Here is a 16048-nt window from a genome sequence, read left to right as displayed (position 1 = left end):
GTTTGAACAAATTAATACTGCATAGCGACTATATTTCGTTGCTGGTAAACAGCAAACAGTGTATCCAAAGGTGATGGTAATGTTAGCACAAAGTTAAACCCGATTGATTTATAAAAATCAGCTAACTCAGTGTAAGCAAACGTATAAACGAGTGAGTTTTGATTAGATAAGGCATGCTTTAGTAGTTGTTTTGCAAGCCCTTGACGACGCCAAGTTGGTGCAACTAACACGGTAGATAAAAATAAATAATCACTGCGATTTTGTATTCTACATGCCGCAACAATAATAAAGTCATGGTAAGCAACCCATACTTGATCATGTTTGGTTGCTCGGCCACGGGCTTTATGTTGACTGTAAAACTTATTAACTAAGGGTGTTTTAATCGCCTCTAAACGCTCAAAACGCAGTGTGTTCATCAGCTTTGCATCGTGGCTAAATATTGTTCAAACTGCTGTTTCAAAAACATTTGCTCAGCCACTGGACGGCTATGAATGGTATTGTATATTTGCTCACGCGTACTCTTGCCGCGCTTAATTTGATAAGCCCAAAACGACGCCTCATAATCTAGTTGTATTTGATATTTTTGTTCACGCGGTAGTAAGCATAAATTAAACGACATAAATTACCTGCTATTACTAATCATATTAATGCTCAGAGTATAACAAAATTAGCAAAAGGCTCGGAGTGAAACTTGCGCTTTTTAGCTTTTAAACGTAGATTGGTGGCGTTTTTCGTCCTAATATGGATACATTGTGATTAAATATCTTCTCCAATGCATAATGCTATGCTGTTTACTAGCGCCGCTTTGTACTATAGCAAAAACCCAACATATGCTATTTAATCGCCCCGCTGATACCCCACAAGCCCGCTATGTTATTGAGTTGATGACCCTTGCATATAACGAACTTGGTTATGATGTGCATATTATTGACTTTAATCACCAAAGTGCTTTATCAGCAGCCAATAATGGCACCCTTGATGGTCAACTAGGGCGCGTTTCAACTATCAGCCAACGCTATACAAATCTACATGCGGTTAACTTTCCACTGTTTGAATTTAACCTTGTACTATTAAAAAACTGTCAACAATGTCGATTTGAACAAATTAACAGTATCGCCATTCAAGTTGGCTACCCAGCTGCACAAAGTTACCTAGATGAACACCCCTTTATTGGCGATGTTATTAAAGTGAAAAGCGTGACCGCCCAGCTAAATTTACTCACCCAACAAAAAGTACAAGGGGTATTATTACTCGACTTTTTATTATCGACTAAACACCCTCAGTTTGATGTTAATCAATTTCAAATTGAAGTACTGGCACCAATCAAGAGTTTTCATTTTTTGCATGCTCGCCATAGTGCGTTAATACCTAAGCTTGAAGAGCAACTACATAAACTCAATGAAAACGGCACTATCCGGTTACTCAGGGCTAAACATAAGCTTGATTAAAAACCAAAATCCCCCTGCTTAGGTGAAGCGGGCTGTTCAGTAAGCGCTTTGCGCTTTTGTAAGTAACGTTTATAACGTTGTTGGCATAAACTGATCACGTGCTTTTTTTCTGCATTTGAAAATGAATTCCAACCAAAGCGCTCTTCACGACTGCGATAACAGCCTTTGCAGTAGCCTCGATTATTTACCTCACAAATGCCTTTGCAAGGACTTGGAATTTCAAAAATTTCAATTTGTTGCATAGCTAGCATCAGTTAATAACGAGTACTTTGAGTATAGCCCGTTTTTTAAACGAAAAAAAACCGTAACTTAATTACGGTTTTTTGAAACTGTGCAACTTTCTTATTGCTGGTGTTCGCTACAATTAAACTCAGCTTTACGATGAAAAGGCTTTGCATACATAGCTAACACTAATGACTTTAACTCATCAGGTACGCGGGCCATGCGTTGCTCAAATGCCTGCGCGTCAGCTGTATCGATTACGGCTTGTTTGCAACCTCCAGCAATATAATTGCCTGGGTGCAAAAAGAACGAATCAATAATTTGTTCATCGATGGTTTTTGCTAGCTGCTCAGGTGATTCACAGCCCGCTGTAATTGGTTGCCCAAACGCTAAATGAACATGCCCTTTGGCGGTACTAAAGCCTTCAACAATACTGGCAATATCTTCACCGGCAGACTTTACATACTGGCCGTGATGGTGCTTATGATACAGTTCTTTCGCTTTCGCAATAGCACAAGGCTCATATTGATAAGAGATTGATACTGGTACAATTTTTAGCTCACGTATATATTCAGAGAATTCTTTCTTTTGCTTACGGCCATTTAATTGCAACATTTTTAGTAACGCCGGATCGGTTTGATCAAAGCCATCTTTTGCACGGCCTTCTTTTTGCGCAATCCAGATTGAATCGCCACCAGCAAGTGAATCATAAATATACGCTGAAAGTTGCGATAGGGCTTTGAGCATTTCTTTCGGTGCTTTGGCTGAGCGCTTGACAATAAAGCTTTTATTAAGGCGCATTAGCTCTGTAATATAAGGAATTTGCAGCAAATTATCACCGATGGCGATACGTACTGTTTTCATCTTATGGCTAAACAACCCCCAATTCACTAATGCGGGATCAAGCACGATATCGCGATGGTTGGAGATAAACAAATAGGCTTGTTTGGGATCCAGTTGATCTAAACCAGAAAAAGTAACTTCTGAGGTAGTGCGCTTAACCAATAAAGCTAAATATTTCGCAACTTCCTGCTGCACTTGTTCAACAGAATTAACACCGCCCCATTTTTTTTGTAATTGTCGGCGAACTAAAAAACGCGCCAAAAATGGTACCGAGGATATAAAGCGCGGCAAGTTATATTTTGCTAATACATCAATAAATGCGTTATCAGCAATCAAACGAGCAACTGAGGCAGCTACTTCGTCGTCGTTGTAAGGTCTAATATCGGCGTACTTATCCACTAATTCACTCATTACTGCATCTATAAAGTTAAAAAAACGGCACGTAAAATACGTACCGTTTATATTATGCTCTCGATTATAACTCAGGCAAACTAAAATGCGAACTAAGTCACACTATTGCACTTTAGTTCAACCTGATAAGTGCTCTTAAAAGTACTTATAGAACAATTAATTAAGCAATGCTCTTACCAGTTACTTTTCGCTTTACTTGCCACGCTTTCGCCACTAAACGCAGCATAAGTGCAATTAAAATGACTCCGCAGATAAAGCTTAACCAATGTGGCAGTACTTCATGCTCTTCACCGAGTAATGGGGTGACTACAAAACCAAACTCAGTCACTAAATAATCAGTTAAAAAACCAAATATTAACGCAACACCAATAACCCCAGTTAAATAGGCGGCCACGGCACGCTTACCAAGCTCATTAGCCACTACACCTAGTGTAGCGATATTCGTTGCCGGTCCCGCCAGCATAAACACTAACACCGCCCCCGGAGATACCCCACTCAATAATAAGCCTGCTGCAATTGGCGTAGATGCAGTGGCACAAATATACATTGGAATACTGATCAATATCACCACTAGCATGGCAAAAATACCGCTGCCCCACTGCGTTAAAAATGACTCTGGCACATAGGTTTGTACTAATGCAGCAAAGAATAAACCAATCATTAACCACACCATGGTATCTGATAGCAGTTTATTACAGCTAAAGCTCACTGCTTGTTGCATCTTTTGCCATTGGCTTTGTGATGCTGCGCTTGGTGTATCGCAGCAACTGGTTTTAGCTTCAGCCGCTGCTGGTTTAGGAGCGCAACAGCTGGTTTTAACTTCAGGCGCTGCTGATTTAGGAGCGCAACAGCTGGTTTTAGCTTCTGGTTCTGCCGGTTTAGGAGCGCAACAACTGGTTTTAGCTTCTGGTCCTGCTGGTTTAGGAGCGCAACAACTAGTTTTAGCTTCAGGCGCTGCTGGTTTAGGAGCGCAGCAGCTGGTTTTAGCTTCTGGTTCCGCTGATTTAGGAGCGCAACAGCTGGTTTTAGCTTCAGATCCCGTCGTCGATTTTGCTTGCGGTTTCTCAGTATCACGCCCGACTAACACACCCGCAACGATGGCACTACAAATAGCGGCAATCGGACGAATAATCGCCATAAATGGACCTAATAACACATACGACACTGACACCGAATCAACCCCTGTTTCAGGGGTCGAAACTAAAAACGCAGTGGTAGCACTTTTTGAAGCACCAGCACGTCTTAAGCCAATCGCCGCAGGAATAACACCACATGAACACAGCGGCATTGGTGCGCCAATTAAAGCGGCTTTCACTGTGGTCCAAAAACCTTCTTTACCTAAATGCTTATTTAAAAAATTTGCCGGTAAATACACATTTAATAACCCAGCAATAAGTAAACCAAGCATTAACCAAGGGGCAGATAATAAAAATAACTGCCAAAAATTATTGAGTAAGTCCATCGATGTCCTCCAAAGTGGTTAATATTGAACAGTTATCTGCGGGCTCTTGTCCGCCACAACATTTGTCAGCAAGTACCGATAATGATTGATGAAAACGTGTTAATTCAGCAATGCGCTCTGCGACTAAGTCACGCTTTTGTATTGTTAAGTTTTTTACTTCATGGCATGAATGTTGGTGCTTTTTAAATTTAATTTGCAGCAACTCTTTGATCTCAGCCAAACTAAAGCCAACATTTTTAGCACGTAAAATAAACTCCATTTGCTTTAATGCAGCTTCACCATAATCGCGATAACCAGCCCCGGTTCGACTCGATGGCGTTAACAAATTATGTTTTTCATAGTATCTTAGGGTATCTGTAGAGACACCTAACTGATTAGCAAACTCACCTATTTTCATCTGTGTCTCCAATGAGTGTATTATCCACTGATGCCAAGTATAAACCTTAGAGTACACACCAAGGTCAAGCATTAAAATTATTTTCTTTAATAAGGACAGCGCATGAATATTACCCTTCTCGATACTGCCACATTAGCAGGCACATCACTTGAGCCTTTGCAAGCACTTGGCAATTTCACCAGCTACCAGCTCACCAGTCCAGAGCAAGTATTAGCTCACAGTGCTGGTGCTGATGTGTTGATCACCAATAAAGTGGTACTTAATCGCGAAACACTGGTAAAACTCCCAGAATTAAAGCTCATTTGTGTTGCCGCTACTGGCACTAACAATGTTGATTTAGTCGCAGCTAAAGAATATGGCATAGCCGTTACCAATGTTGCAGGCTATTCAACTTCTTCGGTTGTGCAGCACACCTTTGCTTTGATCACTAACTTACTCGGCAATACCCATCGCTATATTGCTGACTGCCAACAAGGCTTATGGCAACAAAGCGAGATGTTTTGCCGCCTGGATTATCGCTTTAATGATATTGGCGGTAAAACCTTAGCAATTATCGGTTATGGCTCACTTGGCAAAGCGGTTGCTGATGTTGCAAAAGCGTTTGGTGCTAATGTGATCATTAGTGAGCGTAAAGGTGATAGTCCTAGAGAAGGCCGCACGGAGTTTTTTCAAGCAATTAAGCGTGCCGATATTATTAGTGTTCACTGCCCATTAACGGATGAAAGCCGCGATCTAATTGGCAGCGAAGAACTGGCAATGATGAAACCAAGCGCCATTTTAATTAACACTGCCCGTGGTGGGATTGTTAACGAAGCACAGTTAGCGCAGGCATTAACTAATAAACAAATAGCAGGGGCTGGATTTGATGTGTTAACCAAAGAGCCTGCGGCAGATGATAATCCGTTAGCCGTTTATCGTGGCGACAACTTAATTTTGACCCCGCATATTGCGTGGGCAAGTGAGGAGTCAATCATTCGTTTGGTTAAACAAGTGAGCTTAAATATCAGTGCATTTAGCCAAGGCAAAAGTTTAAACCGATTGGTGTAATAAACTAAGTTTTAGCTTTTAGCACTATCCAAGGTGGTTAAATACAATGAGCCACCGCAAAAAAATAAAACTAAATCATTGATTTTAAAGTATATAAAATATTGGCAGATTCTTTGCTAATACTAAACAAATTAATAATCAATATTTAGCATCAGGATAAAATAATGAAAAAAGTACTTTTAATCGCCGCGCTTACTGCCCCTCTTCTAACCGGTTGCGTGATTGCCGTATCAGACGGTGAAGCAGAAACACATTGGGCTGGAGATAACTATTCAAGCTGGGAAAAGCGCCATCAATCTAATCGTGAAAGCATCGCTGCCTTAGCGTTAGATACTAGTTATCAAAGTGTATTAAAGCAATTAAAAACACCTGACTTTACAGAGTTATTAAAAAAAGAAAACGATGTGTACCAAGTGCTATTTTATGCCACTCACAGCATTCACTCAGATGGTAAAACAACTAAAGATGAATGTACGCCAATGGTGTTTAAAAATAATAAGCTAATTGGTGTGGGTGACAGTATTTATAATTCACTAAGCGCAATCTAGACCATCAATATAATAAGAGTGGATCATCATCCACTCTTATTTGTACTACACACTTGCAGCAATAACACGGGCCACAATTTTATCGCGCCCAGTAGCTTTAGCTTCATATAAAGCGAGATCAGCCTCCTCAAGCAGCGTGTGTTCAGCATACACTTGACCAAACTCGGTAGTGGCAACGCCTATACTGATGGTAACATGATCGGCATTTAGTGACGTTTTATGCGGGATATTGAGAGCATTTACGGCATCTCTGAGTTTATTTGCACACTGCCATGCATCTTGTTGGTTGGTATTTGGTAATACAGCGGCAAACTCTTCACCACCATAACGTGCAACAAAGTCGCTGCCACGCTCACATGCAGCAACCAATGCATGTGCCACACGTTTGAGACAATCATCTCCAGCACGATGACCATAACAATCGTTATAACGTTTGAAGTGATCTATATCCATTAACAATACCGATAATGGAGTACCAGTACGCTGGCTTCGACGCCATTCCCGTGATAAATTTTCGTCTAGATAACGACGATTAGGGATCTCTGTCAGCCCATCAATTGAGGCTAGTACTTCAAGCAAATCATTTTTTTGCTTGATCAGTAATTGATTACGTACCCGAGCACGAACTATTGCCGTACTAAATGGCTTAGCAATATAATCCATGGCACCTAATTCAAATCCTTTCGCTTCATCATCATGGCTGGTATTCGCTGAAATAAAAATGACAGGGATAGCTTGCGTAGTTGGGTTTTCTTTTAATCGAACTAATACTTCATAACCATCAATACCCGGCATCACAATATCAAGAATAATTAAATCAACCTGAGTTGATTGAATAAATGTCAGGGCTTGTTCACCGCTTTCGACTAAAAATATCTCGTGATCATTTGCTAGTGTTTTCTCTAACACTAATCGGTTTATTGGGTCATCATCAACGATCAGTATTTTGGCTTTCTTCAACATTTACTGAGCCTTGTATTTGAATGTATCTATTTACCTGTGCTAATTCGAACAGCAGCTGGTTCAGCTCTAATTGCTCAACGTCTTGCGATTCTCGCAGTTTACCTTCTAATTGCTGTGCGACAGCACAGAGGCGATTAAACCCAAGATTTCCTGACACACCTTTAATAGTGTGCACTAATCGTTTTAAGTCATTAATCTTAGTCGAAACTTGCAATTGCTGCATATGACTAGCACACAACTGTGCAAACTTATCTAACATAACCTGTAGCAAGCCATTATCGCCCGAGAATTGCGCTAACATAAAAGAACGATCAAAAAATGCAACTTGGGTTACTTTCAGCTCATTGATTGCATTTAATAAAGTCGCAGCAATAACAGGTTTGGTGAGATGCTTGTTCATCCCAGCTGCAAATGAGCGTTGCTCATCGGCCAATTCACTGTGTGCAGTAAGCGCAAAAATAGGTAATTGTTGTTGAGTATACTGTTGTCGCAGTAAAGCCGTTGCTTGTAAGCCATCAACTTCTGGCATCTGAATATCCATCAAAACCAGATCCGGCTTTACTTGTGCTACTAAATCAATCCCTGCCATCGCCGAATTTGCAGTCATAACATTAATATTTGCTTGGTTTAAAATATTGCTAATAATATCTAAGTTCAGTTGATTATCATCAATCACTAACACTAGCAACCCGGCAACATTAAGCATAGGCACTGTCGTTGCAGTATCAAGCTTATAGCATTCATTGAGTGGTTTGAGCTGCTGTAATCGTTGTACTAGGGCGGAACTTTTAATACTGATAATTTGCAGGTTATTAAAAATGGGCAGCACGATGTGCGCATCATTTTTAACAACATAGAGCTGAGTGTTATTTTTCATCAGCGCAGCTTTTATATTAGGCCGCTCAATAATACTAACCACATCAATATCATTAGCAATAATTCGCTGTGGTTCCGCAAGCTCAGTCGTGTCGGTTAGTTCAGATAACATACAAAAACGTAGCTGCTGTAGTGGCCGCAACGCCTCAGGTAAATTAATCCCCCGCTCAGAATGTATTACCAATGTATTGTGCCAATTGGGCAGGGCTGATTGCTGCTCAATAGTAAACGTGATTGTGAAGAAAAACTCACTGCCTTGGCCTTTATCACTCACTACGTTAATTTCTGAGCCCATTAACGCCACTTCATGTTTTACAATGGCAAGTCCTAAACCGACACCTTGATGAGTACGGGTGAGCGATTCATCACCTTGGGTAAATGCGTCAAATAATCGACTTTGATCGGCTTTATCAATGCCTACGCCAGTATCTCGCACTGTAAAACACAGTGTTTGCTGCGCTTGAGTTATATCATGCGCGGTTATTTTAAGTGTGATAGTGCCATGTTCGGTAAATTTCACCGCATTAGTCAGTAAGTTACCTAACACTTGTTGCAAGCGAATATAATCACCCACCAGTTGAGGCGCAATTAACGGATCGACCTCAATCTTAAAAGTGAGACCTTTTTGCTGGCAAAGCCCAATTAACACACTCTCACAGCTATCTACCAGCGCGACTAACTCAAAGTTAACCAAGTCGAGTTGTAGTTGATTATTCTCGCTTCGCGCAAAATCAAGCATCCGATTAAGCATAGCTAATAAACTTTGTGCAGCACTTTTTGCTTGCGCTGCATGCTGTTGCTGCTGCGTTGTTAAGCCTTGTTGGGCAACCATATCAATCAAGCCGGTCACCGCATTAAGTGGTGTGCGAATTTCATGGCTTAAATTCGCAATAAAGCGACTTTTTGCCTCGGTTGCTCGCTCTGCATCTTGCTTAGCTTGTGTTAATGCACTGACATCTTGAATATGAATAACATAATAATAAGGCGCTTGCTGCTCATCCCACACTAAAGAAACACTCAACTGCCACCAAAGATTAAGCTCTTCTTGGCCTAATGTAAGGTGATACACTTTCTTTTTCTCAGTCAACAATAAGGCTAATAGCGATGCTATTTCTTGCCATTGCTGCTGCGGGAATAACTGTGCTAATAATAAATTGGGCGCTGCTTTATCAATATCAAAAATCTTACGAGCCGTCCTATTAAGCTGTAATACGGTATGCTCAAGTGACAATAAAATCACCCCATTAGCGGCATACTCAATGGCACTGCGAAATTTAGACTCAGATGCTTTTAATGCCAACAGTGCATCCTGTTGAGCTGTGATGTCGCGGCCAATTCCCATCGAGCCCAATAATTGATTTTGCTCGTTATAAAATGGCGCTATGGTTAATTGAAATGTTTGTAGTTGGGTTTCAAGGCGCTGCTCTGCTTTCGTTTTGGTTGTTAATACTTGTTGTTCCAGCTCGCTAATTTGACCATTATCATCACTAATATCACATAACTGCTGACCAACTAACTGCCCTTGTTCAACCCCAATGTATTGCTCATAAGCACGGTTGCAACCTAAAAATGAACCATCAATATTTTTAAAGTAAATTAAATCAGGCACACTATTTAGCATGGTATTGAGCAAGGCTAAATGTCGCTCTTTAGCTTCATAACTGCGTGCTAATTCACGGGTTTTAATTTTAACTTGGTCATCGAGTTCGCTGTTAGCTTGTTGTAAAGAATCAACAAGCTGCTGATTTTTATTAAGTACCCACTTTATCCGGCTAAACCATGGTTGCCAGTTAGCTGGTATTTGATAATTTGAGGGAGCCTTGTAGTCCACCTCATTTTGTTCAAGATACGCCATTAAGTAGGTCATAGGTTTTACAAAAATGCGCTGACTCAACCAAATTAAAGTCGTGAACATCATCACTAAAAACACGCTTAAAAAAACAACTTCAATGACTACCTCTGTCACTATTGGTGATACTAATTCGGAGTGCGACACAAAGTAACCAGCATAAATGGGGAGTTGTTTTTGCGCTTGTAAAAGAGTGAGATTGCCAAACCTAGCGTCCCCTTTAACTGGCTTATTGGTAATGCTTGCCAAAGGCCAATACTCTGTCAGTGGCACTCCTTTTTTAATCTCATTTCGCGAACTAGCAATGACCTTTTGCTGATCATTTAAAAATATATATTCACCACTGCTAGGAGATATTTTTTGCAACCAATTTGAAAAGGCGGCCAAGTCATAAATCAACATAATGTAATCTTCACTACCTTGCTCACGCGCATGGCCAATCGAAAAATAGTTTTTTCCCGCAATCTCAATAATCGCGCTCGAGGTTAGCGAGTTATCAGTAAACGCAGGACGCAGGTGACCATCAAGCACTTGGGTTAACATTAAGCTATCCCCGTCATGGCGGCGTTTGATATAAGCAAAGCCTTGTTCATTAACGTAAGCAACCGCAGCTAAAGATTGAATTAACGATAATGCCGTATTAAAAGCAGGCCCCAGCGCAATCACTTGCTGCCATTGTGCCATTGCATTCGCCGTGGAAGAAAATTTGCCCTGCCCGACAATTTCACCACCACCGTCGGGAATTTTTCGGTAGTAATAATCATCTTGCTGATTAATATCTTTAAGCCATTGTTGCTCAAATTGATAAGAAAGTGGCTGTTCATATTGGGAAAAAAGCGTAGTAACCAAGCCATTAGCACCATTCATAGCATGCTCAACTTGCGCTGCTAGATTGGCAAAATCCGCTTCATGTTTAGCAACAGCACGCTCTACCTTAATATTGTACAAATGTAGGCACAATAGAAAAGCCACTAGCAATGGCACAATAAGTGCCACTGCCAGTGAACGGTAGTAATGTTTTAAAGGTAGAAAGTTCAATCTACAATCCGTTGCTTGGTGCTAAATTTGTGAACAAGGTTAGCGAGCCAAGCGAGACTGCGCAAGTTATAAATTTTCCTCCGCAAACGATGCTAAGCGGCTTCTCACCACACCATTTAAATTCACCGTGGCGCTGCCCTCAAAATCTTTAAAGCGCTCCACAATATACGTCAAACCAGAAGTAACTGGGGTTAGGTAATTACTGTCAATTTGCGCAAGGTTACCTGAGCAAATCAGCTTTGTGCCCTCGCCACAACGAGTAATAATGGTTTTCAGCTGCGAGGCGGTTAAGTTTTGGCTTTCATCTAAAATCACCACCGCATTTTGAATGCTGCGACCACGCATAAAGTTAACTGATTTAAACTGTATGTTGGCCTTTTCCATAATATAGTTACGGCTTGAAATAGGATTTTCGTCGCCTTTGTGTAATACCTCTAAGGTATCGGTGATCGCCGCTAACCACGGCGCCATTTTTTCCTCTTCGGTACCTGGTAAAAAACCAATTGATTCAGCTATTTCAGGGGTGTTTCGGGTGACAATTACCTTATCGTAAATGCCTTTTTCAACCACCATTTCTAGGGCGCAGGCAAGCGCGAGTAATGTTTTACCACAGCCTGCGGGGCCAGTTAAAATAACTAATTCAATGCCCGTGTCGAGTAACGCATCCATTGCCATGCCTTGGTAGATATTTTTTGGTTTTACTCCCCATGCAGATTGATGCATAAGCCGCTCAACGCCGATATCTTTGAGCATAATGTGTTGCTCATCGTACGACTTTACTCTTGCCGCAAAGTGGCCGCTGTCGTCCAGTAAATATTCGTTACTAAATACATCGGGGATCAAGCTCTTTGCCACTTTATGAAACGTGTCACGACCATGCTGCTCGGTCTCGCATTCCCCTACATGTTGCCAAAAATCACCTGTAATTTTTTTATAGCCACTAGACAATAATGCAATGTCGTCAATCAGTTGGTCGGTGCGATAATCTTCAACAAATTTAAGTCCTGCGCCCTTTGCTTTTAACCGCATGTTGATGTCTTTAGTCACTAACACCACTTTGCAGTGGGGGTGTTGCTTTTGCAGATGTACGGCGCAGTTAATAATACGATGGTCATTCTCATTGCCAGGTAAACCAGAAATCGAATCAGCAAATAAATGATCATTAACAATAATTAACGTGCCTGCAGAAGATGCTTTGGCCTTTTTATTACTAGGTAATGCTACCCCTTGCAGCATTTGTTCAGGGCTAGCGTCTTTGAGTACTTCATCCAAACCACGAATAGCCACACGGGCATCGCGACTCACATCATGTTTGCGGTCTTTAATATGATCCAGTTCCTCTAAAACTGTCATAGGGATCACAACGTCGTGTTCTTGGAAAGATAAATAAGCGAGGGGCTCGTGGAGTAATACATTGGTATCTAGCACATACATTTTACTATCAAGGTTCGAAGCTTTTTCCATAGCACTTTCCTTACGTTTTATGATTTTTATGCTATACCCAACTAATTAAATAAAACGGGTGTGTATTCCACCCTGAAAAACTTAATTGTTAAGGTATATTCTAAGTTTAGCTTAGATGTCATAAAAGTCTGTTTTATGACAAACCTTTTTTTGTTTTGAATTAATCCTTAGCGCATCAGCTTTAATAGGAATAATTCACAGTTGCTAAATTAATTAAAAGTCAGCTAGTTCGCACCTTGCAGTGGTGTTAGCTAACAGGTAACATAGCCGCCTTTTTCTTCATAGACGAGACATACATGAATTTTTCCTTAGGTCAGCGTTGGATCAGTGATACAGAGTCAGATTTAGGATTAGGCACAGTGGTTGCCCTTGAAGGCCGTCAGGTCAGCATTTTATTTCCCGCCAGTGGCGAAAACCGTGTTTATTCAATGCTAGAAGCACCGGTTACCCGCGTGGCATTTAATCCTGGCGATGTGATCAAAAGCGTTGAAGAATGGGAACTTACAGTCGAGTCAATTGAACCTATCGGTGATTTACTTTGTTATCACGGTACCCGTGTTGATAACGGTGAACAAGCACAATTAAAAGAAACCTTTTTAGATCACTTTATTAAATTTAATAAACCACAAGACCGCTTATTTGCCGGCCAAGTTGACCGCTTTGATCGCTACACCTTGCGCTATCAAACATGGCAACATCAGTTTGCACGTGAACAATCGCCGATTAAAGGTTTGATTGGTCAGCGCGCAAGCTTAATTCCGCATCAGCTTTATATTGCACAAGAAGTGGGTAAACGTTTTGCGCCACGCGTATTACTTTCTGATGAAGTAGGCCTTGGTAAAACCATTGAAGCGGGGATGATTTTACATCAACAAATTATTAGTGGCCGTGCCAGTCGCGTACTTATCGTGGTGCCTGAAAACCTACAGCACCAATGGTTAGTCGAAATGCTACGTCGCTTTAATTTACACTTTTCGATTTTTGACGAAGAGCGTTGTGATGAAGCGTTTGCTGATTCACCCAATGTATTCGACACCGAACAATTAGTACTAACTAGCCTTGAGTTTTTAACCAAGAAAAAACGCTGGTTTGAACAAGCCACCATGGCTGATTGGGACTTACTGATTGTTGATGAAGCGCATCATTTAAGTATTACCAACGGAAAACCAAGCACTGAATATCAACGCATGGCTGAACTAAGCCAAGATATCCCAGGCCTAATATTACTTACCGCAACGCCAGATCAACTTGGTCACCGCAGTCACTTTGCGCGCCTGCAATTACTCGACCCAGATCGCTTTTATGATTACGATGCCTTTGTTGCAGAAGAAAGTAATTATAAGCATGTGGCAGAGGCGGCAAATCAATTACTGCAACAGCAAGCACTGGATGACAACGCCAAAGCCACGTTGATTGAGCTGTTAAAAGAAACCGACATCAGTAAGGTGCTAGAACAAGCACAAAATGGCGATACCGCGGCCCGTAAAGAGATCTTAGCCATGTTATTAGATCGCCATGGCACAGGGCGTATTTTATTTAGAAATAGCCGTAGCGGCATTGACGGCTACCCTAGCCGTAAACTGCACGCTTACCCGATGGCAATGCCAAAGCAATATAAAACGGCAATTTCAGTGTTAGGTAATATCAGCGGCATTCAAAATGCAGAGCTTAGTGCGCAACGTGCCCTGTTCCCTGAAAAAATATTTCAAGAATTTGAAGGTGAAAGCGCCAGCTGGGGCCAATTTGATCCGCGCGTTGATTGGTTGATCGACACCCTAAAAACCCTAAAACGCGAAAAAGTGCTACTGATCTGTGCTAAAGCCGAAACCGCCATCAGCCTCGAGCAAATCCTGCGTGAGCGCGAAGCAATCAAAGCATCCGTGTTCCATGAAGGCATGACCATTATTGAGCGCGATCGCGCCGCCGCGTTCTTTGCTGATGAATACGACAACGCACAAATATTACTGTGCTCAGAGATTGGCTCAGAAGGTCGTAACTTCCAGTTTGCGCATCACTTAGTGTTATTTGATTTACCACTGAACCCAGATTTACTTGAGCAACGTATTGGTCGCCTTGACCGTATTGGCCAAACTCAAGATATCAACATTCATGTACCGTACTTTGAAAACAGCGCACAAGAGGTATTACTGCGTTGGTACAACGAAGGCTTAGATGCCTTTGAAACCACCTCAAGCACCGGCCAATTATTATACAAAGAGTTCAAAGACGAACTACTTGAGTTTATTGCCGCCCATAACTGTGATGAAGACGAGCTTGAGCCATTACTAGAGCAAGTAGCCGCTCAAAATGCAGTACTGCGTAAGCAAATGGAAAGCGGTCGTGACCGTTTACTTGAGTTACACTCATCAGGCCAAGGTGCAGCAGACTCGCTGGTTGTCGATATTGAAAAACTAGACAACCAGTTTGAACTACCAAGCTATATGATCAACGTGTTTGATACCTTTGGCGTTAGCCAAGAAGATAAAGGTGAAAATACCATTATCTTAAAACCGACTGAGCATATGCTAAACCCGTCATTCCCAAGTTTAAAAGACGACGGCATGACTGTAACGTTTGACCGTGATACAGCATTAGCACAAGAAGATGTACACTTTATTAGCTGGGATCACCCAATGGTGCAAGGCACCTTAGACATGATCTGTGATGATGATTTTGGTACAGCCTCTGTCGCACTGCTTAAAAACAAAAAGTTACCGCCGGGTACCTTCTTTGTTGAGCTAATTTACGTAGCGGCAGCCATGGCACCAAAAGCATTGCAAGTAGGCCGCTTTTTACCACCGACGCCAATTCGTATTTTATTAGATAAAGCCAGCAACAACTTAGCTGATAACGTCGGTTTTGATGGTTTTAATCAGCAGCTTTCTGCGGTAGGCCGTCAAACAGCCAGTAAACTAGCTGGGGCATTACAAAGTGCGATTCACCCAATGCTTAAAACAGCGCAAGATATGGCACAAACCAAGCTAGAAGTTATTCGAGCAACGGCTCTTGAGCAAATGCAACAATCTCTCTGTGAAGAGCAAGCACGTTTAGCGGCGTTGAAACAGATCAACCCTAATATCCGTGAAGAAGAGCTGACCTTCTACGACAAGCAACGCACAGAGCTAACAAGTTATATCGGCAAAGCACAGTTGCAGTTAGATGCCATTCGCTTAATTGTGGTATCGCATTGATTTGAGCTTTAAGTTGTAAGCGGTAAGTTTTAAGTTTTCAAAGCGCGGTGTATTAATTTACAGCGCGCTTTTTTATTGCCGTGCAGGATATGAGTTTGTAGCAAGTTTACCTCGCGACAATGAGATTACTTTCGCGGTGACAAGCCACTCGCCTACAAGTAATGTAAGCATCGCGCTCCTGTAGGTCGTCATTTATGGCGACAAACCTATTTTTCCATATAATGACAGGAGGCGCTTCGCGCTACACAGAGAAGAAAAAACGCAACGGGCTTCGAGTAACGAGCTGCGA

General features: G+C 41.6%; 13 protein-coding genes. 4 read left to right on the top strand and 9 right to left on the bottom strand.

Annotated elements, in window-relative coordinates:
* Positions 1 to 11: 11 nt before the first annotated feature.
* Both ACMVDV_RS17490 and ACMVDV_RS17485 read right to left on the bottom strand, forming a co-directional pair.
* Positions 12 to 416: a GNAT family N-acetyltransferase gene (locus tag ACMVDV_RS17490; RefSeq protein ID WP_416158938.1), complete on the bottom strand. Its 405-nt coding sequence runs from the start codon at positions 414 to 416 to the stop codon at positions 12 to 14.
* Positions 416 to 619 (bottom strand): DUF3283 family protein, encoded by a 204-nt coding sequence (locus ACMVDV_RS17485; RefSeq protein WP_064667173.1) that lies wholly within the window; start codon positions 617 to 619, stop codon positions 416 to 418. The genes ACMVDV_RS17490 and ACMVDV_RS17485 overlap by 1 nt, the downstream gene beginning before the upstream one ends.
* Positions 620 to 830: 211 nt before the next feature.
* Here ACMVDV_RS17485 and ACMVDV_RS17480 point away from each other — a divergent pair, with 211 nt between their 5' ends.
* Positions 831 to 1448 carry a transporter substrate-binding domain-containing protein gene (locus tag ACMVDV_RS17480; RefSeq protein ID WP_304182424.1) on the top strand — a complete coding sequence of 206 codons (618 nt, stop codon included), beginning with the start codon at positions 831 to 833 and terminating at the stop codon, positions 1446 to 1448.
* Here the strand turns inward: ACMVDV_RS17480 and ACMVDV_RS17475 are convergent.
* The 4 genes from ACMVDV_RS17475 to zntR form a co-directional block, all read right to left on the bottom strand.
* Positions 1445 to 1690 (bottom strand): DUF1289 domain-containing protein, encoded by a 246-nt coding sequence (locus tag ACMVDV_RS17475; protein ID WP_304182423.1) that lies wholly within the window; start codon positions 1688 to 1690, stop codon positions 1445 to 1447. The two genes, ACMVDV_RS17480 and ACMVDV_RS17475, sit on opposite strands and share 4 nt — an antisense overlap.
* 100 nt (positions 1691 to 1790) lie before the next feature.
* Positions 1791 to 2924, bottom strand: coding sequence for a 1-acyl-sn-glycerol-3-phosphate acyltransferase (locus ACMVDV_RS17470; RefSeq protein WP_304182422.1), 1134 nt, complete (start codon positions 2922 to 2924; stop codon positions 1791 to 1793).
* Between the two features lie 160 nt (positions 2925 to 3084).
* Complete coding sequence (locus ACMVDV_RS17465) at positions 3085 to 4386, bottom strand: SO_0444 family Cu/Zn efflux transporter (protein ID WP_416158937.1); 1302 nt, start codon at positions 4384 to 4386, stop codon at positions 3085 to 3087.
* Entirely contained in the window at positions 4370 to 4783 is a 414-nt protein-coding gene (gene zntR / locus ACMVDV_RS17460; protein ID WP_304182418.1) for a Zn(2+)-responsive transcriptional regulator, read from the bottom strand. Before zntR ends, ACMVDV_RS17465 begins: the two co-directional genes overlap by 17 nt.
* Positions 4784 to 4885: 102 nt before the next feature.
* On the opposite strand from zntR, the gene ACMVDV_RS17455 reads away from it, so the two are divergent.
* Both ACMVDV_RS17455 and ACMVDV_RS17450 read left to right on the top strand, forming a co-directional pair.
* Complete coding sequence (locus ACMVDV_RS17455; RefSeq protein ID WP_304182417.1) at positions 4886 to 5830, top strand: D-2-hydroxyacid dehydrogenase; 945 nt, start codon at positions 4886 to 4888, stop codon at positions 5828 to 5830.
* Positions 5831 to 5994: 164 nt separating this feature from the next.
* Positions 5995 to 6378 (top strand): DUF3192 domain-containing protein, encoded by a 384-nt coding sequence (locus ACMVDV_RS17450; RefSeq protein WP_304182416.1) that lies wholly within the window; start codon positions 5995 to 5997, stop codon positions 6376 to 6378.
* A 45-nt stretch (positions 6379 to 6423) separates the two neighbouring features.
* Here ACMVDV_RS17450 and ACMVDV_RS17445 read toward each other — a convergent pair whose 3' ends face one another.
* From ACMVDV_RS17445 to ACMVDV_RS17435, 3 genes are all read right to left on the bottom strand, one after another.
* Positions 6424 to 7341 (bottom strand): diguanylate cyclase, encoded by a 918-nt coding sequence (locus ACMVDV_RS17445; protein ID WP_304182415.1) that lies wholly within the window; start codon positions 7339 to 7341, stop codon positions 6424 to 6426.
* The gene (locus ACMVDV_RS17440) at positions 7310 to 11104 is read right to left on the bottom strand and encodes an ATP-binding protein (protein ID WP_416158936.1); all 3795 of its coding nucleotides are present in this window, start codon (positions 11102 to 11104) and stop codon (positions 7310 to 7312) included. The genes ACMVDV_RS17445 and ACMVDV_RS17440 overlap by 32 nt, the downstream gene beginning before the upstream one ends.
* Before the next feature lie 66 nt (positions 11105 to 11170).
* Positions 11171 to 12568, bottom strand: coding sequence for a PhoH family protein (locus ACMVDV_RS17435; RefSeq protein ID WP_416158935.1), 1398 nt, complete (start codon positions 12566 to 12568; stop codon positions 11171 to 11173).
* 296 nt (positions 12569 to 12864) lie between these two features.
* Here ACMVDV_RS17435 and rapA point away from each other — a divergent pair, with 296 nt between their 5' ends.
* On the top strand, positions 12865 to 15759 hold the full coding sequence (rapA, locus tag ACMVDV_RS17430) for an RNA polymerase-associated protein RapA (RefSeq protein ID WP_304180308.1): 2895 nt from the start codon (positions 12865 to 12867) through the stop codon (positions 15757 to 15759).
* The last annotated feature ends 289 nt before the right edge of the window (positions 15760 to 16048 follow it).

It is taken from the genome of Pseudoalteromonas sp. ASV78 (genome assembly GCF_047806705.1).
GTDB classification, from domain to species: Bacteria; Pseudomonadota; Gammaproteobacteria; order Enterobacterales; family Alteromonadaceae; genus Pseudoalteromonas; species Pseudoalteromonas prydzensis_A.
This window is presented reverse-complemented; position numbering and strand designations above follow the sequence as displayed.